The 24342-nt window shown below is 48.2% G+C and carries 17 protein-coding genes, 3 rRNA genes and 1 riboswitch; of the genes, 2 read left to right on the top strand and 18 right to left on the bottom strand.

Annotated elements, in window-relative coordinates; translation table 11 throughout:
• Positions 1-530: 530 nt before the first annotated feature.
• From purF to NST58_RS03715, 12 genes are all read right to left on the bottom strand, one after another.
• Positions 531-2027 (bottom strand): amidophosphoribosyltransferase, encoded by a 1497-nt coding sequence (gene purF / locus NST58_RS03770; protein WP_036680905.1) that lies wholly within the window; start codon positions 2025-2027, stop codon positions 531-533.
• Positions 2012-4258, bottom strand: coding sequence for a phosphoribosylformylglycinamidine synthase subunit PurL (gene purL, locus NST58_RS03765; protein WP_076282750.1), 2247 nt, complete (start codon positions 4256-4258; stop codon positions 2012-2014). The genes purF and purL overlap by 16 nt, the downstream gene beginning before the upstream one ends.
• Positions 4236-4925: a phosphoribosylformylglycinamidine synthase subunit PurQ gene (gene purQ, locus NST58_RS03760; protein ID WP_036680909.1), complete on the bottom strand. Its 690-nt coding sequence runs from the start codon at positions 4923-4925 to the stop codon at positions 4236-4238. The genes purL and purQ overlap by 23 nt, the downstream gene beginning before the upstream one ends.
• A gap of 5 nt (positions 4926-4930) precedes the next feature.
• A complete protein-coding gene (gene purS, locus NST58_RS03755; protein WP_036680912.1) occupies positions 4931-5176 on the bottom strand; it encodes a phosphoribosylformylglycinamidine synthase subunit PurS in 246 nt (81 codons plus the stop codon).
• A gap of 124 nt (positions 5177-5300) precedes the next feature.
• Positions 5301-6191 carry a phosphoribosylaminoimidazolesuccinocarboxamide synthase gene (locus tag NST58_RS03750; RefSeq protein WP_076279486.1) on the bottom strand — a complete coding sequence of 297 codons (891 nt, stop codon included), beginning with the start codon at positions 6189-6191 and terminating at the stop codon, positions 5301-5303.
• Between the two features lie 278 nt (positions 6192-6469).
• Positions 6470-7765: an adenylosuccinate lyase gene (gene purB / locus NST58_RS03745; RefSeq protein ID WP_036680917.1), complete on the bottom strand. Its 1296-nt coding sequence runs from the start codon at positions 7763-7765 to the stop codon at positions 6470-6472.
• Between the two features lie 5 nt (positions 7766-7770).
• Complete coding sequence (gene purK, locus NST58_RS03740; protein WP_076309277.1) at positions 7771-9003, bottom strand: 5-(carboxyamino)imidazole ribonucleotide synthase; 1233 nt, start codon at positions 9001-9003, stop codon at positions 7771-7773.
• The gene (purE, locus tag NST58_RS03735) at positions 9000-9485 is read right to left on the bottom strand and encodes a 5-(carboxyamino)imidazole ribonucleotide mutase (protein ID WP_036680920.1); all 486 of its coding nucleotides are present in this window, start codon (positions 9483-9485) and stop codon (positions 9000-9002) included. Before purE ends, purK begins: the two co-directional genes overlap by 4 nt.
• A 305-nt stretch (positions 9486-9790) precedes the next feature.
• A riboswitch (purine riboswitch) is annotated at positions 9791-9892 on the bottom strand.
• A 233-nt stretch (positions 9893-10125) separates the two neighbouring features.
• Positions 10126-10560, bottom strand: a complete 435-nt coding sequence (locus tag NST58_RS03730; protein WP_036680923.1) for a universal stress protein — start codon at positions 10558-10560, stop codon at positions 10126-10128.
• Positions 10561-10600: 40 nt separating this feature from the next.
• The gene (locus tag NST58_RS03725) at positions 10601-10864 is read right to left on the bottom strand and encodes a DUF1294 domain-containing protein (protein WP_036680925.1); all 264 of its coding nucleotides are present in this window, start codon (positions 10862-10864) and stop codon (positions 10601-10603) included.
• Positions 10865-10955: 91 nt separating this feature from the next.
• Complete coding sequence (locus NST58_RS03720) at positions 10956-12179, bottom strand: MFS transporter (RefSeq protein ID WP_081393633.1); 1224 nt, start codon at positions 12177-12179, stop codon at positions 10956-10958.
• Between the two features lie 161 nt (positions 12180-12340).
• On the bottom strand, positions 12341-14476 hold the full coding sequence (locus NST58_RS03715; RefSeq protein WP_339246282.1) for a DNA topoisomerase 3: 2136 nt from the start codon (positions 14474-14476) through the stop codon (positions 12341-12343).
• A gap of 127 nt (positions 14477-14603) precedes the next feature.
• Here NST58_RS03715 and tsaA point away from each other — a divergent pair, with 127 nt between their 5' ends.
• Positions 14604-15050 carry a tRNA (N6-threonylcarbamoyladenosine(37)-N6)-methyltransferase TrmO gene (tsaA, locus tag NST58_RS03710; RefSeq protein ID WP_076148050.1) on the top strand — a complete coding sequence of 149 codons (447 nt, stop codon included), beginning with the start codon at positions 14604-14606 and terminating at the stop codon, positions 15048-15050.
• Between the two features lie 50 nt (positions 15051-15100).
• Entirely contained in the window at positions 15101-16018 is a 918-nt protein-coding gene (locus NST58_RS03705) for an AraC family transcriptional regulator (RefSeq protein WP_339246281.1), read from the top strand.
• Positions 16019-16124: 106 nt separating this feature from the next.
• Here NST58_RS03705 and NST58_RS03700 read toward each other — a convergent pair whose 3' ends face one another.
• The 6 genes from NST58_RS03700 to NST58_RS03675 form a co-directional block, all read right to left on the bottom strand.
• On the bottom strand, positions 16125-17312 hold the full coding sequence (locus NST58_RS03700) for a DUF4179 domain-containing protein (RefSeq protein ID WP_339246279.1): 1188 nt from the start codon (positions 17310-17312) through the stop codon (positions 16125-16127).
• On the bottom strand, positions 17287-17874 hold the full coding sequence (locus tag NST58_RS03695; RefSeq protein ID WP_076128449.1) for an RNA polymerase sigma factor: 588 nt from the start codon (positions 17872-17874) through the stop codon (positions 17287-17289). The genes NST58_RS03700 and NST58_RS03695 overlap by 26 nt, the downstream gene beginning before the upstream one ends.
• Positions 17875-18070: 196 nt before the next feature.
• Positions 18071-18823 (bottom strand): acyl-ACP thioesterase domain-containing protein, encoded by a 753-nt coding sequence (locus NST58_RS03690; RefSeq protein WP_339246276.1) that lies wholly within the window; start codon positions 18821-18823, stop codon positions 18071-18073.
• Positions 18824-19061: 238 nt separating this feature from the next.
• Positions 19062-19178 (bottom strand): 5S ribosomal RNA (gene rrf / locus NST58_RS03685).
• A 127-nt stretch (positions 19179-19305) separates the two neighbouring features.
• Positions 19306-22232, bottom strand: a 23S ribosomal RNA gene (locus tag NST58_RS03680).
• Between the two features lie 262 nt (positions 22233-22494).
• Positions 22495-24052, bottom strand: a 16S ribosomal RNA gene (locus NST58_RS03675).
• Together the 16S, 23S and 5S rRNA genes form the textbook arrangement of a ribosomal RNA operon.
• Positions 24053-24342: the final 290 nt, after the last annotated feature.

Genomic DNA, 24342 nt, shown 5'->3' with positions numbered 1-24342 from the left:
CGCGTTTGGGCGCATTCGGCTTTTGGGTGGTTGCAGGGGAGTTATTGCGAGGAATGTTTGGACTTCCGATCGCTGTTATGGTTGGATTTCCTGATTCGAACCGCTCTTCGCGGTAGAAATCCAACCATAAAGGCGAACGCTACGCTTCTACAGTTCCAAACTTCCTCTCCATAACTCCCTCCAACCACCGGTTTGTCCCTACTGCAAGCCGCAGTGCGCGCCTTGCACACGGACCTCAAGACCTCGGTGCATGAGCTGCGCCATGCACCTTCTTAAGCGAGACAAGCGGCCCTCGTATTTGCGAAGCAAACAGAGGGAAGCTTGGCAAGCCAGTACCGGCGGCGGATGCAGCGGGGGGGCGGAGCGCCGTAAAGCGTGTCCCGTCCGTGCGCAGCACACAGGGACAAAGCGAGCACTCGTACCCAAGTCTTCTTAGCAAGTTATAACCCAATTCCTACCGCCGAGCTTTCGGGTGGCCGGAGGGCAGAGCCCTTCGGAATCCCCCTTTGAAAGGGGGACTTAGGGGGATGTCAACACGAGCAGCCATCTTTCTCTGCCCCGCCAAAATCCACCTGCGTCGGGTAATCATTATCAAAGCAAGAAAGGCAAAGTCCGCCTTTGTAGTCGTCTTTGTTGTGTCCACCAATGGAAGAGATTAAGCCTTCCGGCGACAAAAATGCCAAGGAATCGGCGTTGATCTCTTCGCACATTTCCTCAATGGTCTTGTAGGACGCGATGAGGTCTCGGCGGTCTGGTGTATCAATGCCGTAGAAGCAAGGATTCTTGAACGGTGGCGAAGTAATCCGCACATGCACTTCAACAGCTCCCGCTTCCCTAAGCAGATTGACGATTCGTCGTGAGGTCGTGCCACGAACGATAGAATCATCGATCATAACGACACGTTTGCCATCAACTACACTGCGCACGGCGCTCAGCTTCATCTTCACACCTTGCTCACGCAGTTCTTGGCTCGGCTGGATGAAGGTCCGTCCAGTGTACTTATTCTTAATGAGCCCAAGCTCATAAGGAATTCCCGTTTGCTCGGCATACCCGATGGCTGCTGAAATACTGGAATCCGGCACCCCGGTTACGAGATCAGCATCGACAAAAGCTTCCAGTGCCATGCGGCTACCCATCCGCTTACGGGCGGAGTGCAGGTTAGAACCGTTCATATCACTGTCTGGGCGTGAGAAGTAAATATACTCCATCGCGCACAGCGCTTTACGTTTGGGTTCGGTAAAACGGTCCTCCAAGAGACCGTTTTTGTCGAGGACTAGCAGTTCGCCCGGCTCAATATCTCGAACCAGCTGTGCCCCAATGACCTCTAATGCGCAGGACTCGGAAGCAAAAATATAAGCTTCACCAATCCGTCCCATCACTAGCGGACGCAAGCCATGGGAATCTGAAGCGACAATTAACTTATCATTTGTCATAAGCAGAAAAGCAAACCCGCCAACGAGCTGCTGCAGCGCATCTTTTGCCGCTTCAACAAAATCCTTTGGCGAACGGGCAATTAAATGCGCCAGCACTTCTGTATCACTCGTAGTTTGAAAGATCGATCCGCTTTGCTCCAGTTGTTTGCGGATCAACGGTTCATTTACTATGTTGCCGTTCGTAGCAATTGCCAAATCGCCGTCACGATATTTAAATACCAGCGGCTGCGCATTGGTTAAACGGCTGTCTCCACTAGTGGAATAACGTACATGCCCAATGGACATGTCTCCAACCAATGAGGCAATTTTGTCCTTGTCGAATACTTCTTTTACTAACCCCATCCCGCGGTGATAGTTGAAATCGCGACCGTCTGCTACGCAGATTCCCGCACTTTCTTCTCCACGGTGTTGTAAGGCGTGTAAGCCGTAATAAGACATGGACGCCGCTTCCGGGTGTCCGAAGACCCCGAAAACGCCGCATTCTTCTTTTAATGTGTCAAAAATATCTCCCGAGCCCGTTCCTTCATTGTAAAAGTCACCAGTCCACAGGATAGGAGTCTCCTGCTCTTTCCCGGTCTTTATTTCATAAGACATGGAATAGCATCCTCCCAAACGAATTTCAATTCTGCTACAGCTTCATCTAGTGCGGACACACCGTCCAGATTTACGCGCAGTCTGTCTCCACCTACAGTTCCGATGATCTCCACTGGAACACCGCTGGCTGCAATCGCTGCTTTCAGCTCTTCCGCACGTTCAGGAGCTGCTGTCAGCACAATGCGTGATTGGCTTTCGCTGAACAATGCTACATCAGATCTAAGAGCGTTAGCTGAAAGCTCAACGTTCGCTCCGATTCCGCCGCTGATACAGCTCTCTGCAAGCGCTACGGCAAGTCCACCTTCGGACAAGTCATGTGCGGAACGAACCAGACCGCCACGAATTGAGGTAAGGACTGCGTTCAGCAGTTTTTTCTCAGTAGCCAAATCCAAAGCCGGAGGACGACCCTCGGTCACACCATGAACAGCATATTGGAATTCACTGCCGCCCAGCTCAGCCTTGGTCACTCCCAGCAGAAGAATAGAATCTCCTTCTTGCTTGAACCCTTGAGTCGTAATATGATCCGTGTCCGCTACTAAACCAACCATGCCGACAACCGGCGTTGGATAGATGGAACCCGTAGTATTTTCGTTATAAAGACTGACATTACCACCGATAACCGGAGTATCCAGCACACGACATGCTTCAGCCATACCATCAACCGCACGCTCCATTTGCCAGAACACATCAGGCTTCTCAGGATTTCCGAAGTTCAGATTATCCGTGATGGCCAGCGGTTCAGCACCGGAACAAACGATGTTACGTGCCGCTTCGCTGACTGCAATACGTCCGCCCACTTCAGGATCAAGATGAACATAACGGCCATTACAGTCTGTAGTCATCGCAAGTCCTTTACGAGTACCATGAATGGTAACTACAGCCGCGTCAGATCCAGGACGTACAGCTGTGCTCGTCCGCACCATGTAATCGTATTGATTGTATACCCATGCTTTACTTGCTACGGTTGGTGATCCAAGTACTGTACGCAATGCACCGCCCAGATCCGTAACTTCCTCATAACGAAGGGTATCTACCTTTTCATTCGCAATATAATAAGCAGGAACCTCAGAAGGTTTGTTATATACTGGACACTCATCCACGAGCGCCGTTACTGGCATGTCACCAACAACCTCGCCGTGATGATACAATTTCAAGCGGCCATCATCCGTAACTTTACCGACTTTACAGCAGATAACACCCCAGCGGTCAAAAATCTCTTGTGCCTGGGCCTCATCCTTCGGCTCAACGACGAACAACATCCGTTCTTGTGATTCTGAAAGCATCATTTCGTAAGGCGTCATGCCCTCTTCACGTTGTGGCACCTGATCAAGATACAGCTCCAGACCGTTGCCTGCTTTACTTGCCATCTCCGCACTAGAGCATGTAAGGCCAGCTGCACCCATATCCTGAATCCCGATAACGATGCCGCTGTCGATCAGTTCTAGACAAGATTCCATAACGAGCTTTTCCATAAATGGATCGCCGACTTGTACTGCGGTACGTTTAGCTTCTGATTCCTCACTAAGCTCTACCGATGCAAAAGTAGCACCATGAATTCCATCACGTCCTGTAGGAGGGCCTACATAGAAGACAGGGTTGCCTACACCCTTAGCTACACCACGTTGGATTTTGTCATGATCGATCAGACCCACACACATTGCGTTAACTAGCGGATTGCCGTCATAGCTATCATCAAACATGATTTCGCCGCCAACCGTTGGAATCCCGATACAGTTACCATAACCAGCAATACCAGACACTACATGTTCGAACAAATACTTCACTCGATCACTTTCCAGCTTCCCGAAACGTAGTGAATTGAGGATTGCGATAGGTCTGGAGCCCATGGAGAAAATATCACGAATAATCCCGCCGACACCCGTTGCCGCACCTTGGAAAGGTTCTACCGCTGAAGGGTGGTTATGACTTTCGATTTTGAAAACAACCGCTTGGTTGTCACCGATATCTACAATCCCTGCACCCTCGCCAGGTCCCATCAGGACACGTGGTCCGGAAATTGGGAAACGTTTCAGGAGGGGTTTGGAGTTCTTATAGGCACAGTGCTCGGACCACATTACGCTGAATACGCCGATTTCAGTGTAGTTCGGCAAACGTCCCATAAAAGACTTGATCAGCTCATATTCGCTGTCCGACACACCGAACTGGCTGTAAATTTTCTGCTCCGCAATCTGTTCTGCGGTCGGTTCCTTAACGGATACTTGCTGCGTCATGACGATCCCTCCAAGTCTTCAGTATGGATGTAAACATTCTTTTGCCGTCTTCTGAACCAAGTAAACTATTAGCCGCGCGCTCAGGGTGAGGCATCATGCCAACCACATTCCCTTGTACGTTACTAACACCCGCAATATCGGCTACGGAGCCGTTAGGATTATCGCTATAGGTAAACACGATCTGATTGTTAGCTTTCAGCTCTGCCAAAGTCTCGTCATCACAGTAGTAGTTTCCTTCACCGTGTGCGATTGGGATGATGATTTCTTCATCTTTAGCATAGTCAATAGTAAATGGGGTTTCATTATTAACAACCTTAAGCACTGTATCGTGACAGCGGAACTTCATCGACATGTTGCGGCGAAGCGCACCTGGCAGCAAACCAGCCTCAGTAAGAATTTGGAACCCATTGCAAATGCCTAGCACGTATTTCCCTTGCTCTGCTGCTTTAGCAACTTCCGCCATAACAGGAGCAAATCTCGAAATCGCGCCACAGCGCAGGTAATCACCATATGAGAATCCGCCTGGAACCAAAATGCAATCATACGCCGACAAATCCGTCGCTGTATGCCACACATAATCGACTGGTTCGCCGAGACTGTCCTCTACCGCCTTGTAGCAATCAATATCACAGTTGGAGCCTGGGAAGACAAGTACAGCAAATTTCATGTCGTTTAGTCCTCCAATTCGTAGCGGTAATCCTCGATCACCGTGTTGGCAAGTAGCTTTTCGCACATTTCCTTGAGACGCACTTCCGCTTCAGCACGGTTATCCGTATCCAAAGTCAGCTCCATATATTTCCCGATACGCAAGCTTTCAACTTCTTGGAAGCCTACCGAATGAAGTGCTCCTTGTACTGCTACCCCTTGTGGATCAAGAACGCTTTTCTTTATGGTGACATATACCGTCGCTTTTAACATATGCTTGTAGTTCCTCCTAAATTTTAATGAGCATACCCTCTGAAACTGAAATTCTACAATGAGTACATTTAGCTTCAAAAATATATACTGAATTTATTCCCATGAGTGCACACACTATGTTGAACTATAAAGACTTGCCAGTAAGACGATGATAAATGTCCAGATAACGCCGTGTAGTTTCTTCTACTACTTCCAGTGGGAGCGGATCAGGTTTACTATTCTTGTCCCAGGAAGATGCAGATAGATACGTACGAACAGGCTCTTTATCCATACTATCAATTTCAATATCAAGCGCGTATTTATCCTTAGCCCAGAAGCGGGAAGCATCCGGTGTAAAAATCTCATCGATCAGAATCACCTTACCGTCCAACAAGCCGAATTCGAATTTGCAGTCCGCAAGAATGATCCCACGCTCAGCACAATACTCTCTAGCAAAAGCGAACAGCTTTAAGCTCTTTTCCTGCAGCTCAAGCGCCAGATCAGCTCCGATTAATTCCTGCATTTTCTCAAACGGAATATCCTCATCGTGACCTACATCATTTTTAGCCGCAGGAGTAAAAATCGGTTCTGCCAGCAGCGCGTTTTTGCGGAGGTTAGCAGGAAGTTCAATACCATTTACCTTGCCGGTTTCTTGATACTGTCTCCAGCCGCCGCCAGTGATGCATCCACGCACTACGCATTCGATATCAATACGCTCCGCTTTGCGTACCACCATGACACGGTTTCTGAGAGCCTCTTTGTCCTTAACTACGTCGCCGAGCAGATCCACATCGATATGAACGACATGATTCTCCATCAGCTCTTTAGTCTGTCCGAACCAGAACGCACTCAGACGGTTAAGCACATTGCCCTTTTCAGGGACCGCCGGGTCCAGCACATAGTCAAAAGCAGATATCCGATCCGTAACTACGATCAGTACATTTTCCCCTAAATCGTATAGCTCACGAACCTTCCCTTTGTAGAGCAGCGGCGCATTGATGAGTTCCACGGCTGTGGATACGGCCGATGATGTCATGACCTTTCCTCCCTTGAACTAATGATCTTCCTAAGTTGGGCTGGTCTAGGAGGAAGCACTTCCGAGGAATGTTTGGACTTCCGATCGCTGTTATCCTCAGATTTCCTGATTTGAACCACTGCACGTGGTAGAAATCCGAGGATAAAGGCGAACGCTAACGCTTCTACAGTTCCAAAATTTCTCTCCGTTCCTTATCGACCAGTTGCATTTCAATTCTGCACAACCTTAACCGCTCGTACTATTCCTAGCTCCTTAGTTCACCACTAACTTATCTTTTCTTAGATAAGTTCTAGCTTGCGGAAGATGGTATCCACATGCTTAAGGTGCCAAGAAGGGTTAAATGCATCTTCAATCTCTTCTGGGGTGAGGACATTAGTGATTTCAGGTGTAGCTTCCACGATATCACGGAACTGCTTTTGCTCTTCCCAAGCTTGCATCGCACGTGGTTGAACAGTGTCGTATGCTTGCTCGCGGCTGAAGCCTTTATCAATCAGCTTGGTTAAGATCCGGCCAGAGAAAGGAACGCCGAAGGTACGGTTCATGTTACGCTTCATATTCTCTGGGAATACAGTCAGGTTCTTCACGATGTTTCCGAAACGGTTCAGCATGTAGTTCAATAGCATTGTTGCATCCGGAAGGATGATACGCTCCACTGAAGAGTGCGAGATATCGCGTTCATGCCAGAGCGGCACGTTCTCGTAAGCTGTAACCATATGTCCGCGAATCACGCGGGACAGACCGGAAATATTCTCGCAGCCAATAGGATTCCGTTTATGCGGCATAGCAGATGAACCCTTTTGACCTTTGGCAAAAGCTTCTTCTACTTCGCGAATCTCACTCTTTTGCAGAGCGCGGATTTCGGTAGCGAATTTGTCTAGCGAGGTTGCTACCAGAGCAAGAGCTGCCATATATTCAGCGTGACGGTCGCGCTGTAGAGTTTGTGTCGAGATCGGTGCAGGGCTTGTACCCAGCTTACGGCAGACAAATTCTTCTACGAATGGATCGATGTTGGCATACGTACCAACGGCTCCGGAGATTTTGCCAAATTGCACACCGTTCGCAGCATGGCGGAAACGCTCCAGGTTACGTTTCATTTCTTCGTACCACAATGCCATTTTCAGACCAAAAGTAGTTGGCTCAGCATGAACCCCATGTGTACGGCCCATCATCGGTGTATCTTTATAAGCAATAGCTTTATCTTTAAGGATCTCAATGAAGTTAATAATATCCTTCTCTAGAATCTCATTCGCTTGACGCAGCAAGTAACCCAGTGCTGTATCCACCACATCTGTGGAAGTAAGGCCGTAGTGTACCCATTTGCGTTCTGCGCCAAGGCTTTCGGAAACCGCACGTGTAAAGGCGATTACGTCATGACGTGTTTCCTGTTCGATTTCATCAATACGTGCGATGTCGAATTTAGCATCCTTACGCAGCTTAGCAGCGTCTTCATGTGGGATGACTCCCAGCTCCGCCCATGCTTCACAAGCGCATATTTCCACTTCCAGCCATGCTTTGAATTTATTCTCCTCAGTCCAAATGGCCCGCATCTCGGGTCTGCTGTAACGTTCGATCATATTCTTTAGTTCCTCCAAAGTTTAGATTGCTCCACCCAGGATAAGCCGTCTCCGGTATCCTTGCACAGCAGATTGATATGACCCATCTTACGACCAGTCTTACTCTCAGTCTTGCCATATATATGAAGCTTAGGTACAATACCCAGCTTATTATCTTTTTCCTCATGTGTACAGGTCGCTTTAATCGCACCATCCAAATGCTGACCTAATACATTTACCATAACTACAGGTGTCAAAAGCGTTGTATCGCCCAGCGGCAGATTACAAATCGCCCGGACATGCTGCTCGAACTGTGAGGTCACGCAAGCATCCATGGTGTAATGGCCGGAATTATGCGGTCTTGGTGCCAGCTCATTGACGAACAATTCACCGTCCGCTGTGACGAACATTTCCACGGCAAGCAGTCCAACCGCATTCAGCCCTGCGATTAAAGTCTCAGCCAGCTCGCAAGCTCTGCGCTGAATGTCCGCTGACACTCTTGCAGGCACAATGGACAGATGCAAAATATTGTTTACATGAATGTTCTCAGAAGGCGGGAAGCTTTTGACCTCCCCAGATGCACTACGTGCAGCAACAACGGATATTTCGCATTGAAAAGCTACAAACTTCTCAAGCACCAGCTCCGGAATCACCTCACCGGGTGCAACCTGCCGGAAAGCTTCTTCCAGCTCTTCTTCCTGACGAATCACAGCTTGACCCTTGCCGTCATAACCGCCTGTGGCTGTCTTGAGCACACAAGGTAGTCCAAGTTCAGCCGCCGCCTCTTTTAGCTCCGCAAGGCTGTCCACCTTCCGGTACGGGGCGACCGGAACGCCCGCCGCCTCGATGGCGGCTTTTTCGCGCAGCCGATGCTGCGTGGTATACAGCAGCGCGCTGCCCTGCGGCACGTACGATTCTTCCGCCAGCAGCGCTGCTACGCCCGCGTCGACGTTCTCGAACTCGTACGTGATGACGTCCGAGCGGCGGGCCAGCTCCCGCGCCGCGTCCCGGTCGTTATACGCCGCCGTAATCTGCGGCGTAACTTGACCGCTCGGCGCATCCGGCGCAGGATCCAGCGCCACGAAGCGGTACCCCATGGCGCTGCCGGCCAGCGCCATCATGCGCCCGAGCTGCCCGCCGCCGAGCACGCCGACGGTCGAGCCGGGCAGCAGCGTCCGGACGGTGTCTGCACCGGACGCTTGTGCAGCTGGCGAAGCTGCGCCGCCAGCCTCCTGCAGCTTCAGCTCCTCCGGCCTCATAAGCTGTCGCTGCTTTCCAATACTTCATCGCGAATCGCATCCCGACGCAGCTGCACACGCTGCTGCACTTCAGGGTCGAACGCTCCGATGATCTGTGCGGCCAGCAGGCCCGCATTTACAGCGCCTGCTTTACCAATAGCTACCGTTGCTACCGGTATGCCTCCAGGCATCTGCACGATGGAGAGCAGCGAGTCCAGCCCATTAAGTGCTTTCGACTGCACGGGCACTCCAATCACTGGCAGGATTGTCTTTGCAGCCACCATACCCGGCAAATGCGCGGCGCCGCCTGCTCCTGCAATAATCACGCGAATGCCGCGGCCTGCGGCTTCCTCCGCATAGCGGAACATCAAGTCCGGTGTACGGTGCGCGGATACTACCTTCTTCTCATAAGACAATCCCAGCTCTTCCAGCACCCCACAAGCGTGCTCCATCGTATCCCAATCCGACTTACTACCCATGATGACAGCTACCTGCACAGACATGATTCGACCTACCTTCCAATCACTAGTATGAGATATCTTTATCTTGTAAATCCGAACAAGCAGAGACTACATTCTCGTCCTTCAGGGATGACTATCGTTTTCCTTAATAATATAAGGTTGATGTATTACGTGTAACTTATTCCTTATATTAAAAAAGCCCGATGTCCAGACGCATTTTGCTGCGGGAGGATCGGACTAGTAAAGGAATTAGGAAAAAACACTCCCGCTTGCCTCTCACCAAACTGGCATTAAGCGCGGAAAGCTGCACAATGCATCACTCCATTATCTGGACTGCATTATCGCATTCTAGCATCCTATTTCCTCGTAGTCCGGTAATTTACGGTTCCCGGGTAGAAACTTCCGGGCCATATTCCCGGTTTTATACGAGCTCTTCATGACATCAGTTTAACAATCCCCTACACATGATGTCAACTCAAACACGAACATTGGTAAAATCACCATAATAAATGTTCGCTTTTGGGCGAATTTAAATTCTCAATAACCTTATATTTTGTGAAGAAGTACTTCTTTCCGTACGCTCCTACCTCTAGCGCTCTATGGTGTTTAAGCTCCAGATTAAGACCTGTACAGCCTTAAATTGAAAAAAAGGAACGCTATCAGCGTCCCTTTGAACTCTATATTATTTTACAACCAGCACTGGAATACGAGCGCTTTGTACTACATTATGGCTGACACTGCCCAGAACAAATTCACGTATACCGCCAAGCCCGCGGCTGCCGATAACTATGATGTCTATAGCATTTTCCTTAGCATATTTCAAAATCACTTCCGCAGGAGATCCTTGTAAAAGCTCAACCTCAGCATTCAGGCCTTCAGCCTCAAGGCGTCCCTTCACTTCCTCGGTTGTCTGCACTGCCAAATCATAATATTCTTTATTTACTGAAGCTGGTAGTGGTGCAAGAGCTTCTCCGATAAAAAATCTTGGGAATTCAAATGCGTGTACGACATGCAATATAGAACCTGGTGTGACTTTAGCGAGTTCAATTGCGCGCTCCAATGCTTGATTAGAAGCCTTTGAACCGTCATAGGCTAGCAAAATTTTAGAGAATAACATGTACGCCACCTCTTTTTCTAGTTTGTAATCCTAAAGACTATTATCTTAAAAAATAGCTGTACAAAAAGATATTCAGCAGCAGCAGAAGCGGAATTCCGATCCTGAAGGATGTATGACGCGTCTTGTGGCGCTTACGGTACATGGCAATCAGCACACCTAGTGCGCCGCCCATGGCTGCCAGCAGAAAAAGTGTTTTCTCAGGTACACGTTCCCGCCTTTTGCGGGCTTTGTTCTTGTCCTCGGACATCACTACATACCCGATTATATTAATTACCACAAACCACAACATTACAACCTTGACCATTCTCCCGGGCTCCTCCTCCTTGCTTCCTATCTCTATTATATTCCCCTTTTGCACAAAAAACCAATCATCCTTACACGCTGTGCCAAGTCTGTTAAGTTTCTTTTAGCTGCTTCTGCTTCGTATCCTTCATCCATACCCAGGATAAAATTGTAGCCAACACCGCCGCAATTCCACCTAACCAGAATCCTCCGGTCAAGCCATATACAGAGCTCATCCAACCTGCTACGAATGGCCCTGCTGACATCCCTATCGCATAAACGGCCTGATAGAAGCCCATAGCTGTAGCCCGTTTAAAAGGATCTATTTCTGATACGGATTTACTCAACAGCAGCGGAAAAATAAGTCCCTGCATAAAACCATTCCCCACCTGAGTCAGACAAAGCGCCGCTAACGTCGGCATAGAAGGAATGAGCAGCGTAAACAGTGCGCTTCCCGCAAAGCCTAGCATAAGCTTCCCTCTATCACCCAGCAGCCCTCCAAACAGACGTGAGCCGTAGAGCGTTGCGATGGCATGCGGAATCATAAAAGCGAGTGTTAGCCAGCCCAAGCTTTCTTTGCTTGCTCCGATATTCAGCGCCTGGTTCGGAGTATATCCGAACATCGTTATAAATAGCACACAGTGCGCCAGCACAGACAACAGTGATACTCTTACCAGCAGAGGTTCCTTTACGACACCAGCCAGTTCCTTGATCTGTATGGCATTTTGCCGTTTTTCCTGCTTTTGTTCCGGTAACCGAAGCGCAAGTATTAGTGCCGCAATAGCTACAATTCCACCAATCAGGAAGGGGGCATTCCAGCCCCAATGCTCTACCATATAGCCGCTGATCATCATGCTGGTCAATTGGGCGATTACTGTAGTGAATTGCAGCATGCCCATCGCTTTTCCAGCTTCCTCTTTTGGAAAATATCCTGCGAACATTACAGAGTACACAACCCATGCCGATGCTGCTATCCCGGATACCGCACGTGCTGCCAACGCCCAACCCGGCTGTGCTCCCCACATAAAAAGAAAACAGCTGACTCCACTCGCAATTAATCCCAGATAGATAAACGGCCGCCGCCTATTTAAATAATCTGAACCGATGCCAATGGGTATACGGAATAGAATCTGCATTAACCCATATATCCCAAGCACCATGCCCACCATAAAATACGATGCTCCCAAATGCTCAACATATGGTGAAAGCACCGGCACATAAATATAAGAAGAGAACCAAAACATAAATACAATAACCAAAAAGAAAAACCTGCTGCTTCCTTGCCCCTGTGGGCGATCTGCCGCTTTCAACGGATTCGCCTGCTGCTCAGCTGCCACCTAATCACCTGCTCCACTCATTTGCTTTCCATTCTAATTCAAAGCCTATCCGTAGACCACATAAACTTACTAGGATAGAAAAAAGACTACTGAGCACACTCAGCAGCCTTCATTATTCTAATCATTCGTTTTAATTGAAGCTAACCATCCGATGATTCCTACTACTTATCCTTCTTTTGTCCTTCAAGCGCTGCTTTCAGCAGTTCCCCAAGGTTAGAACCAATGCTTTCCTGCTTGCTGTATTGCTGCACCAGCTTTTGCTGTTCACGTTTATTAACATGCTTGTGATCCTTATCTAAGGTCTCTGTGATTCCACAGCCTAGACATTGTACGAACATGCCTGCTTTACCCTCTTTAAGCTCCATTTTCTTATGGCACTGTGGGCAGCGGCGATTCGATAGTCTTTTCTCACCTGCACGGGTGTAGCCACAGTTATCTGCAGGACACACCAGCAGCTTCCCTCGTTTGCTCTTCTTCTCGAGTAGTCTTGTACCGCATTCCGGACAATGACTGTTAGAGACATTATGCGGCTTATATTCTGCTCCGCTAGTTTTCACACCTGTTACCAATTCCTGTGCCATACCGCGGATACCTTGTAAAAAGAGCTCCGGTTTGCCTTGACCACGCGCTATTTTCTCCAGCTCAGCTTCCCAACGTGCGGTTAGATCCGGGGTTCGTAGCTGAGTGGATACCAGCTCGATTAACTGCTTGCCTTTTCCTGTCGGATGCAGGAGATTACCTTGCCGCTCAATCGTATCGGAGCTTACCAGCTTCTCAATAATATCCGCGCGTGTAGCCGGGGTTCCGAGGCCGTGCTTCTCCATTTGCGTCAACAGCGAAGCTTCATTATAACGCTTCGGTGGCTGCGTTCGGCCAGCACGCAACATACAGCGGCCAATCGTGACAGCAGCCCCTTCGCGCAGCTCAGGCAGCTTTACACTGCCCGCTGCCGGCTCGTCCGCAGATTCCTCCTCGTCATCACTACTCATATCTCCGCCGTATACTTCGCGCCAGCCGGCATCTTTTACTGTCGTCCCTTTGACATGGAAGCTTTCGCCTTCCACATTGACGGTTACAGCTACCGCATCATAACGAGCTGGCGGATAGAACAAGCTTATAAAACGCCGCACAATCAGATCATACAACTTACGTTCTTCAGTACTCAGACCATTTAACAATACGGTCTGTTCTGTAGGAATAATAGCGTGGTGATCACTGACTTTACTGTCATCCACGATTCGCTTCGTAATCGGCAGCTGCTTGCGCAGCAATGGACGTGCTAACGCTGCATATGGACCGACCGCAACACTATCCAGTCTTTCCTTGAGTGTGCCCGTCATATCTGAAGTTAAGTAACGACTGTCCGTACGCGGGTATGTGACAAGTTTATGCTGCTCATATAACCGCTGCAGCACACTGGAGGTCTGCTTCGCGGAGAAGCCGAACTTCCGGTTCGCATCACGCTGCAGTTCAGTCAGATCATAAGCCAGTGGATGAGGTTCACTTTTCTCACTCTTCTGTACCTTAATAATACGGCCGCTGCGTCCTGTAAGCTTATCCTTTAAGCTGGCTGTCTTATCTTTTTCGAATATTCGACCATCACCGTTACTGGCCCGCCATGCCGCTTGGAAATCCCCAAAATCAGCAGTCAGCGTCTCAAAATCGACGGAACGGAAACCCGTAATCTCCTGTTCACGATCCATGATCATCCCTAATGTCGGCGTTTGTACCCGTCCTGCTGAGAGCGGCGAACCGAACTTACAGGTCAAAGCTCTTGTGACATTCAGTCCAATCATCCAATCCGCCTCTGCGCGGCACCGTGCAGATTCATACAACCGATCAAATTCCCGGCCCGGACGGAGTTTTGCAAATCCCTCTTTAATTGCCTTATCAGTCTGCGAGGATATCCATAACCGCCGGAATGGCTTTTTCCACCCTGCCATATTCATAATCCAACGAGCCAGCAGCTCCCCTTCACGGGCAGCATCTGTAGCAACAATAAGCTCCTCAATGTCCTGACGCTTCATTAGATGCTGGACAGCTTTGTATTGCTGATTGGTCTCCCGCAGCACCTTCAGCTTAGTCTTCTCCGGCAAAATCGGCAGATCCTCCAAGGCCCAAGTTGCAAACTTTTTATTATAATCCTCTGGCTCTGCCAGGCCGACCAAATGACCCAGCGCCCAGGTAACCACATATTTTGGACCTTCAATATAACTCTTCTGTTTATTATTACATCCCATGACCCGTGCAATCTCGCGTGCAACAGACGGCTTCTCCGCCAATACTAATGTCTTCATAATGCTCCCCTTTCCACATCAAATTTCATTATAGCATTAAATGAATGTTAGCAAATATCGTCAGGCTTTACCGTATGCCTCTGTTATACACTAGATCATATCTGATACCCGAAAGGAGTCATAGTCAATGAATGAACAAGAAAGCTATAATATATTATCTATAGGATCGGTTAGAGGTACAGCACATAATTTGCGGCTTGAAATCAACCCGGAATTCAGACCAGCGCTTAAAGGTTTATCTCAGTTTAGTCATTGCCAAGTGCTTTGGTGGCTGCATGAGTTTGCAGAGGATCATTTCCGGCAGACTACACAGATTCAGCCTCCTTATGATGCGACCTTAACTGGAGTATTCGCTTCCCGTTCCCCTATTCGCCCTAATCCGATTGGGCTAAGTGTAGCAGCAATCCTGTCTGTCGATGTAGACTCTGGAATAGTAGAGGTGGCCGGGCTTGATGCCTATCCGGGCACACCGGTTCTCGACATCAAAGCCTATTTTCCTAGTGCAGATCGCGTAATGGAAGTGACAGTTCCCGATTGGGCTGCTGTTTGGGGCGACTGGACAGCAAATCATTGAAGTAATCGTGCTAGACACCATTTCTATTAACTGTTATGGGAGGACATCTCTTGAACAATCGCCAACTAATCATTCAAGCCTTAGATCTCATTGAGGATCGCTTAACCACGTTTCTTCCTGTAGCTGTCCTCTCCAAAGAAATGGGATACTCCCTTTATCATTTCACCCGTCTATTTCAAGCAGTCACTGGGATAGCACCCGGCGACTATATAGCCAGACGCAAAATCACTGAAGCAGCCTTAGACATTCATCGAATGCCAGAACGTTCACTCCAGGACATCTCATTAGACTATAACTTTAGTAACTATGAGACCTTTACCCGTGCCTTCAAAAGAATGCTGCACACGACTCCCTCTCTTGTTCGAAAAAGACTTACTGAAACGAAACTCCCTTTGCTCCCTAGACTATATGAACAGGATCTACTTCAAGTCCTTTCTGATAGTGATCTCTCCCCCCAGCTCGTTGATTTCGGAGAAATTATACTTCAAGGACCCGTAGTTAAAGTAGACCTAGATTTCTCCGTCATTTCTGATACTTGGCCTTTGCTTTTCAATAAGGTAGCCACTATATCGGATAGAATACAGCCTGAAAAATATTATCAGCTTGGCTTCTGGCCAGATGACTATGAGAGTAATGGGTTTTCGATCATGTGTGCCTGCGAGCTTAGTCCTATAAAAGCAGACCACAATCAGACTTTCCCCCTTCAGATCTTACCACCCATACGTTATCTGAAATTCATCCATAAAGGCCGCTCTTGTGATATCCCTTCTACCTATAAATATATCTACGGAATCTGGCTGCCGAAAACAGAATACAGGATGTCCATTCCATTTGAATTAGAATATTATGGTGAATTGTACCATGGACCAGATAACGAAAACTCGGTGAGTGAAATCTACATTCCGTTAGAATTTTTACAAATAGAGACTACATTGTCGTCTTTTATAGATGACAACCGTTACTCTTAGAAATATAAAGATATTATAGTTGTGTAGCTTATAAATTCTTATCTTTTAATAAAAAGCCCGTATCTGCTATGCAGACACGGGCTTTTTTTGCTTATGGGATTAATAGTTACTTTTGCTCCACCTGAATCGTTTGTTCAAGCTCCGGATAATAATGTTTTACTTGTTTTCCTTCTTCATCCCTTAATGCTTTATGATTTTCATCAATGGAGTAAGTAAACGGCTTAACTGTAATTGTCTTTGGTGTTTGCGCGAACGGTATGAAATCTTTATCTACCAAAGGATAGACTATAGCTGGCAAGTTAAATGACCCACCCGATGAGAACGCATTACCTAGTTCATCAACAATTTCATAGAACATTTCAGAGGTTGTGTATCCATCCTTTTCTTTCACAGTTGGCGCTTTACCTTCTTCGCTGAGCTGTAATCTGCTTGTGGCTGGAGTTAATTCCAGCTTGGTAATCGTATAACTGAATTCTTCTGCCTCTTTTGTTTGGTTCAGATCAAGCTTGATAATTCCTTCCGTTACTTTTTTCACCGGCACCTTGATTACAAAAGGCTCTGCAATTTGTGTAACCGGCACACTGATGCTTAATTCAAATTCATCCCCCAAAGCCTCTATATTATTTAGATTTCTGTAATCGTATAAAATAGCATTCTTTTTTCCCTCAACATCACCAAAAGATGACATTTGGCTCTCCAGTTTTTTCCCATTCGGCAATTTCACTTCTGCTGAACCCAACAACCCTTTTTCGGACTGGTTCATTGTCACTTTCGCATGTTGTTCTGTTAGCGATGGATCGAACTCAATCGGTTCAATAATCATCTCAGCCATCATCTTATCATTATCAATGCCTTCCCGTTCAATCGCAAAAGCCAACCGCGAGCCGTCATAATAGGCATCGGTAACCTTTAAGGTCACTCCATCATGGGTAACGCTTTGGTTAGGGGTAGTAGATAATCCTTTTTCCTCAGCAGCATTTAGACCTTTATCGTCAATCCCCTTAAAAATACTTCCTACAACAGGAATCTGCTTCAATGTTTCAGCCATGACCGGGGATACAAATCCGCTACCGATTATCCCCGCACCCAAAACTGCTGCTGCCGAGGCAGCCACCAATGATTTTTTCAGAAACTTATTTCCATTCTTTCTTGATGCTCGTTTTTCCATTCCCTCGTCTCCTATTCGCTTCATAATTGAATCGCTGAAACTGTCTACCGGCATTTCATGATTTTGGAATGTTTGACGAATGTGCTCCATCTTCTGACTTTCAGTTGGATCTTGCCATTTCTCCATGAGGGCTGCCTCCTTCATTCATTCTTTGCCGGACTAATTTTTTGCGTAGACGTTCAAATTTCTTGCGTAAAGTAGCTGAATTACAATCCATAATCTGACCCATTTCTTCAAAGCTGTACTGCTCAACCACCTTAAGAATCAGGAGATTGCTCTCTTCGGCTGTCAGGTCATCCATAAATAACTTCTGCAATGGCTCCTCATCGTTAGGATTATAATAGGCTTTGGGCTGCTGCTCTTTATATAGCGACAACAGACGGTTTCTTCGCTTGCGTTTGCGAACCTGATCCAGACAATGATGATAGGCCACTTTATACAGCCATGCACTAAAAGAGACTCGTTTCTCATAACGTCTGAGTTCCTGATACACTTTTACAAATATATCTTGCACAGCATCCTCTGCTTCTTCATGACTTCTCAAAATATAATAGCAATACGTATAAATCTTTCTTTCATAGGCTTGTATTATAGTTCTATAGGCTTCGCGGTTACCCGCAAGTACCTGATCGATAGCCTCTTCAATTATTGTTTGATTCACTTGGACCCCGGGGCTGCGACGTTCCAAAGAATCACCTCCTTGTTATTGACTACAACTATATAACGAATGTGATCCCTTTAATTGTGACAGGCTCAAAAAAATTTTCCAAATATGTTAGAAACATCATCCGTTTTCAATAAAAAAAGCGATTGCCCCGATTGATGTTCGGAGAAATCGCTTTTATAATAATATTCCATATTTATAAATTACTTACTTTTTCGTACTATTGGACACTTTTTAACGCTATACATGCTTCATAATATACAGTATCACTATTCTGACCGCGTACATATATACCATCATCCGTTACAGCTGAACGTAAAATAGTCAGTTCATCCCCAAACTTAGCTTCTTGTAGATAAGTAATCCGGAAGCGTGTGAACTCTGCATTATCCCATTCCGCTAAAGTGAGCGCATCACAACATAAATCCCCGTATCGGGCATTATTCAAATGTCCGTTGCTGTCAAGCCCACTATATCTTACCTGATACCGATAAGCTTCTTCCATAGTAATATCAGAAGGGATCGTTACCTTAACAGGCATATCGCCTACTAAATCGCCATTATAGTGCTTAACCTGAACTGGAAGGGCATTCGGTCTGAGTATCCTTCTCTTCTCAATATCTACTAAAGCCCATATGGATCGTGCTGTGGCGATTTCTATATGATCTGCATCGAAAATACGATAATCCCGTTGCCACAGTGCCCCTTTAGTGCCTTTACTCCAGGTATGTACGCTAAGCACATCATTAGGGCGGGGAATACGCTTAAAATCAAGATCTAACGTAATCATCATCCAGCCCATTCCTGCATTCAGAATCTCTTCCACACTTATCCCCAAATTACCCACTGCGAAGTCTGCCGCACATTGCATGATATCCAGAATAAAGGATAACTTACCCTGCGAACGATAATCCGTGTCGCTCGCATGTACAGAAAAATCTTCTATCCACACAAGATTGCTACTGTTGTCCATTGTTTATCCTCCTGCCATGCAAAATATCCTTGCATTTACTTGAAGTATCCACATATACCACTGCTCTATCCACATAAATTGGGGACTACTTTCATTTTTGAATATATTTTATTATTTCATCCACATGTTAGTAACTTTTATAATTTCGTTAATTCCCCATAACTTATCCACATTATTTAAATTAAGCGATAAAGGGAACAAAAAAGCCATTGTTGATAAATCAACAATGGCTTCGTGTGCTTGGCAACGTCCTACTCTCCCAGGACCCTTCGGTCCAAGTACCATCGGCGCTGGAGGGCTTAACGGTCGTGTTCGGGATGGGTACGCGTGGAACCCCTCCGCTATCGCCACCAAACATGCATCTGTGAAACAGACGCTGCCGCGTGAAATTCAGTTCATCACAGAAGTGACAATGAATTTCTAAGCGTATTTCAGGCTTGATGCCTGAAAACTGAATCCGAAACGAATCTGCATTCTACGTATAGGATAAGCCCTCGACCGATTAGTATTGGTCAGCTCCATGCATTACTGCACTTCCACCTCCAACCTATCTACCTCGTCGTCTTCAAGGGGTCTTACTAATTGGGAAATCTCATCTTGAGGGGGGCTTCACGCTTAGATGCTTTCAGCGCTTATCCCGTCCGTACGTAGCTACCCAGCCATGCTCCTGGCGGAACAACTGGTGCACCAGCGGTACGTCCATCCCGGTCCTCTCGTACTAAGGACAGCTCCTCTCAAATTTCCTGCGCCCACGACAGATAGGGACCGAACTGTCTCACGACGTTCTGAACCCAGCTCGCGTACCGCTTTAATGGGCGAACAGCCCAACCCTTGGGACCTACTTCAGCCCCAGGATGCGATGAGCCGACATCGAGGTGCCAAACCTCCCCGTCGATGTGGACTCTTGGGGGAGATAAGCCTGTTATCCCCAGGGTAGCTTTTATCCGTTGAGCGATGGCCCTTCCATGCGGTACCACCGGATCACTAAGTCCGACTTTCGTCCCTGCTCGACTTGTAGGTCTCGCAGTCAAGCTCCCTTATGCCTTTGCACTCTGCGAATGATTTCCAACCATTCTGAGGGAACCTTGGAACGCCTCCGTTACTCTTTAGGAGGCGACCGCCCCAGTCAAACTGCCCGCCTGACACGGTCCCCGTACCCGATAAGGGTACTAGGTTAGAACCTAGATACGATCAGGGTGGTATCCCAACGGCGCCTCCACCGAAGCTTGCGCTCCGATTTCTACGGCTCCCACCTATCCTGTACAGATCGTACCCAAATTCAATATCAAGCTGCAGTAAAGCTCCATGGGGTCTTTCCGTCTTGTCGCGGGTAACCTGCATCTTCACAGGTATTAAAATTTCACCGGATCTCTCGTTGAGACAGCGCCCAAGTCGTTACGCCATTCGTGCGGGTCAGAATTTACCTGACAAGGAATTTCGCTACCTTAGGACCGTTATAGTTACGGCCGCCGTTTACTGGGGCTTCGGTTCATAGCTTCGGGTTACCCCTAACCACTCCCCTTAACCTTCCAGCACCGGGCAGGCGTCAGCCCGTATACTTCGCCTTGCGGCTTCGCACAGACCTGTGTTTTTGCTAAACAGTCGCTTGGGCCTTTTCACTGCGGCCCCCTCGTGCTATTCACACTACCGGGGCACCCCTTCTCCCGAAGTTACGGGGTCATTTTGCCGAGTTCCTTAACGAGAGTTCTTCCGCGCGCCTTAGAATTCTCTTCTCGCCTACCTGTGTCGGTTTGCGGTACGGGCACCTTCTCCTGGCTAGAGGCTTTTCTTGGCAGTGTGAGATCATGACCTTCGCTACTATAATTTTCGCTCCCCATCACAGCCCAGCCTTAATGATGTGCGGATTTGCCTACACATCAGCCTCACTGCTTAGACGGACATCCATCAGTCCGCGTCACTACCCTCCTGCGTCACCCCATCGCTCATAGCGGATTACGGTGGTACAGTAATTTCAAACTGTTGTCCTTCGACTACGCCTTTCGGCCTCGCCTTAGGTCCCGACTTACCCTGAGCGGACGAGCCTTCCTCAGGAAACCTTGGGCTTTCGGCGGATCAGATTCTCACTGATCTTTTCGTTACTCATACCGGCATTCTCACTTGTGTAGTGTCCAGCGCTCTTTTCAGTACACCTTCAACCCCTACACAACGCTCCCCTACCCCAGATACATACGTATCTAGCCATAGCTTCGGTGGTGTGTTTAGCCCCGTTACATTTTCGGCGCAGAGTCACTCGACCAGTGAGCTATTACGCACTCTTTCAATGGTGGCTGCTTCTAAGCCAACATCCTGGTTGTCTGTGCAACTCCACATCCTTTCCCACTTAACACACACTTGGGGACCTTAGCTGATGGTCTGGGCTGTTTCCCTTTTGACAATGGATCTTAGCACTCACTGTCTGACTCCCGGCAATAAGTATATGGCATTCGGAGTTTGACTGAGCTTGGTAATCCTTGCGGACCCCGCACCCAATCAGTGCTCTACCTCCACTACTCTTATACCGAGGCTAGCCCTAAAGCTATTTCGGGGAGAACCAGCTATCTCCGAGTTCGATTGGAATTTCTCCGCTACCCCCACCTCATCCCCGCACTTTTCAACGTACGTGGGTTCGGGCCTCCAGTGCGTGTTACCGCACCTTCACCCTGGACAGGGGTAGATCACACGGTTTCGGGTCTACGTCCACATACTAATTCGCCCTATTCAGACTCGCTTTCGCTGCGGCTCCACCTTCTCGGCTTAACCTTGCATGTTAAACGTAACTCGCCGGTTCATTCTACAAAAGGCACGCCATCACCCATTAATAGGGCTCTGACTTTTTGTAAGCACACGGTTTCAGGTTCTATTTCACTCCCCTTCCGGGGTGCTTTTCACCTTTCCCTCACGGTACTGTTTCACTATCGGTCGCCAGGTAGTATTTAGCCTTAGCAGATGGTCCTGCTGGATTCATACGGGGTTTCACGTGCCCCGCACTACTCGGGATCCGTCTCGGAGAGAATACAGTTTAGGCTACAGGGCTTTTACCTCTATCGCGGGCCTTTCCAGACCTCTTCACCTACCATATTCCTTTGTAACTCCATGTGAGACGTCCCACAACCCCTAAGAGCAAGCTCTTAGGTTTAGGCTGTTCCGCGTTCGCTCGCCGCTACTGACGGAATCACTATTGTTTTCTCTTCCTCAGGGTACTTAGATGTTTCAGTTCCCCTGGTCTGCCTCTACACACCCTATGTATTCAGGTATGAGTAACTGCGAATTACCACAGCTGGGTTTCCCCATTCGGACACCCCCGGATCAAAGCTTGCTTACAGCTCCCCGAGGCAGTTTCGTTGTTCGCCACGTCCTTCGTCGGCTCCTGGCGCCTAGGCATCCTCCGTGTGCTCTTATTAGCTTAACCTTGATTCTTCCGCAGGAAAATATCATACGATGACATTCTCTTTGGAATCATCTCACTAATAACATTTACTTGTTTGCACAAGTTGCTAAAAGATGTTCTAAAACGCAAATTCGTTTCGGTATCCAGTTTTCAAGGATCAAGTCTTACTTGAGAGCTTAAACTCTCAAAACTGAGCAACGAGTGAGTAACAGGCCTAAACCTGAGTTTTGGAAGCTGAGCTTCCGATTTGAATGTCCTCATTGCAGAGAACGATTCTCCATAGAAAGGAGGTGATCCAGCCGCACCTTCCGATACGGCTACCTTGTTACGACTTCACCCCAATCATCTACCCCACCTTCGGCGGCTGGCTCCCTTGCGGGTTACCCCACCGACTTCGGGTGTTGTAAACTCTCGTGGTGTGACGGGCGGTGTGTACAAGACCCGGGAACGTATTCACCGCGGCATGCTGATCCGCGATTACTAGCAATTCCGACTTCATGCAGGCGAGTTGCAGCCTGCAATCCGAACTGAGACCGGCTTTGATGGGATTGGCTCCACCTCGCGGCTTCGCTTCCCGTTGTACCGGCCATTGTAGTACGTGTGTAGCCCAGGTCATAAGGGGCATGATGATTTGACGTCATCCCCACCTTCCTCCGGTTTGTCACCGGCAGTCACTCTAGAGTGCCCAACATTACTTGCTGGCAACTAAAGTTAAGGGTTGCGCTCGTTGCGGGACTTAACCCAACATCTCACGACACGAGCTGACGACAACCATGCACCACCTGTCTCCTCTGTCCCGAAGGCCGCCACTATCTCTAGTGGATTCAGAGGGATGTCAAGACCTGGTAAGGTTCTTCGCGTTGCTTCGAATTAAACCACATACTCCACTGCTTGTGCGGGTCCCCGTCAATTCCTTTGAGTTTCAGTCTTGCGACCGTACTCCCCAGGCGGAGTGCTTACTGTGTTAACTTCGGCACCAAGGGTATCGAAACCCCTAACACCTAGCACTCATCGTTTACGGCGTGGACTACCAGGGTATCTAATCCTGTTTGCTCCCCACGCTTTCGCGCCTCAGCGTCAGTTACAGCCCAGAAAGTCGCCTTCGCCACTGGTGTTCCTCCACATATCTACGCATTTCACCGCTACACGTGGAATTCCACTTTCCTCTTCTGTACTCAAGCCACCCAGTTTCCAGTGCGACCTCAGGTTGAGCCCAAGGTTTAAACACCAGACTTAAATAGCCGCCTGCGCGCGCTTTACGCCCAATAATTCCGGACAACGCTTGCCCCCTACGTATTACCGCGGCTGCTGGCACGTAGTTAGCCGGGGCTTTCTTCTCAGGTACCGTCACTCCGGTAGCAGTTACTCTACCGGACGTTCTTCCCTGGCAACAGAGCTTTACGATCCGAAAACCTTCATCACTCACGCGGCGTTGCTCCGTCAGGCTTTCGCCCATTGCGGAAGATTCCCTACTGCTGCCTCCCGTAGGAGTCTGGGCCGTGTCTCAGTCCCAGTGTGGCCGTTCACCCTCTCAGGTCGGCTACGCATCGTCGCCTTGGTGGGCCGTTACCCCACCAACTAGCTAATGCGCCGCAGGCCCATCCCTCAGTGACAGATTGCTCCGTCTTTCATTCTTCTCTCAGGAGAAAAAAGAAATTATCCGGTATTAGCTACCGTTTCCGGTAGTTATCCCAGTCTGAAGGGCAGGTTGCCTACGTGTTACTCACCCGTCCGCCGCTAAGTTACTTTGAAAGCAAGCTTTCAAAGTAACTCCGCTCGACTTGCATGTATTAGGCACGCCGCCAGCGTTCGTCCTGAGCCAGGATCAAACTCTCCAATTAGTATTGAAAAGAGCGATATGCTCATTTTGAAACATCTGACGAGAAAATTAATTCTCTAATTTTGGATTTCACTTACGTGATTTCCTACTCACTCGTTGTTCAGTTTTCAAAGATCAAGTTCTTGTTGGCGCCGTTTAATGTCTCAGCAGCAACTCTTATAATATATCATGTTGTCTTCAGAAATGCAAGCTTTATTTTTCGAAGCTTTTTATCAGCCTCGTCTGTATCGCCTGTACGCTGTCTAACAACGCTTACCTATAATACCCCAACTATTAATAGAAAAGCAACCC

The sequence above is a fragment of the Paenibacillus sp. FSL R10-2796 genome (genome assembly GCF_037965315.1).
GTDB lineage: Bacteria > Bacillota > Bacilli > Paenibacillales > Paenibacillaceae > Paenibacillus_AQ > Paenibacillus_AQ odorifer.
This window is presented reverse-complemented; position numbering and strand designations above follow the sequence as displayed.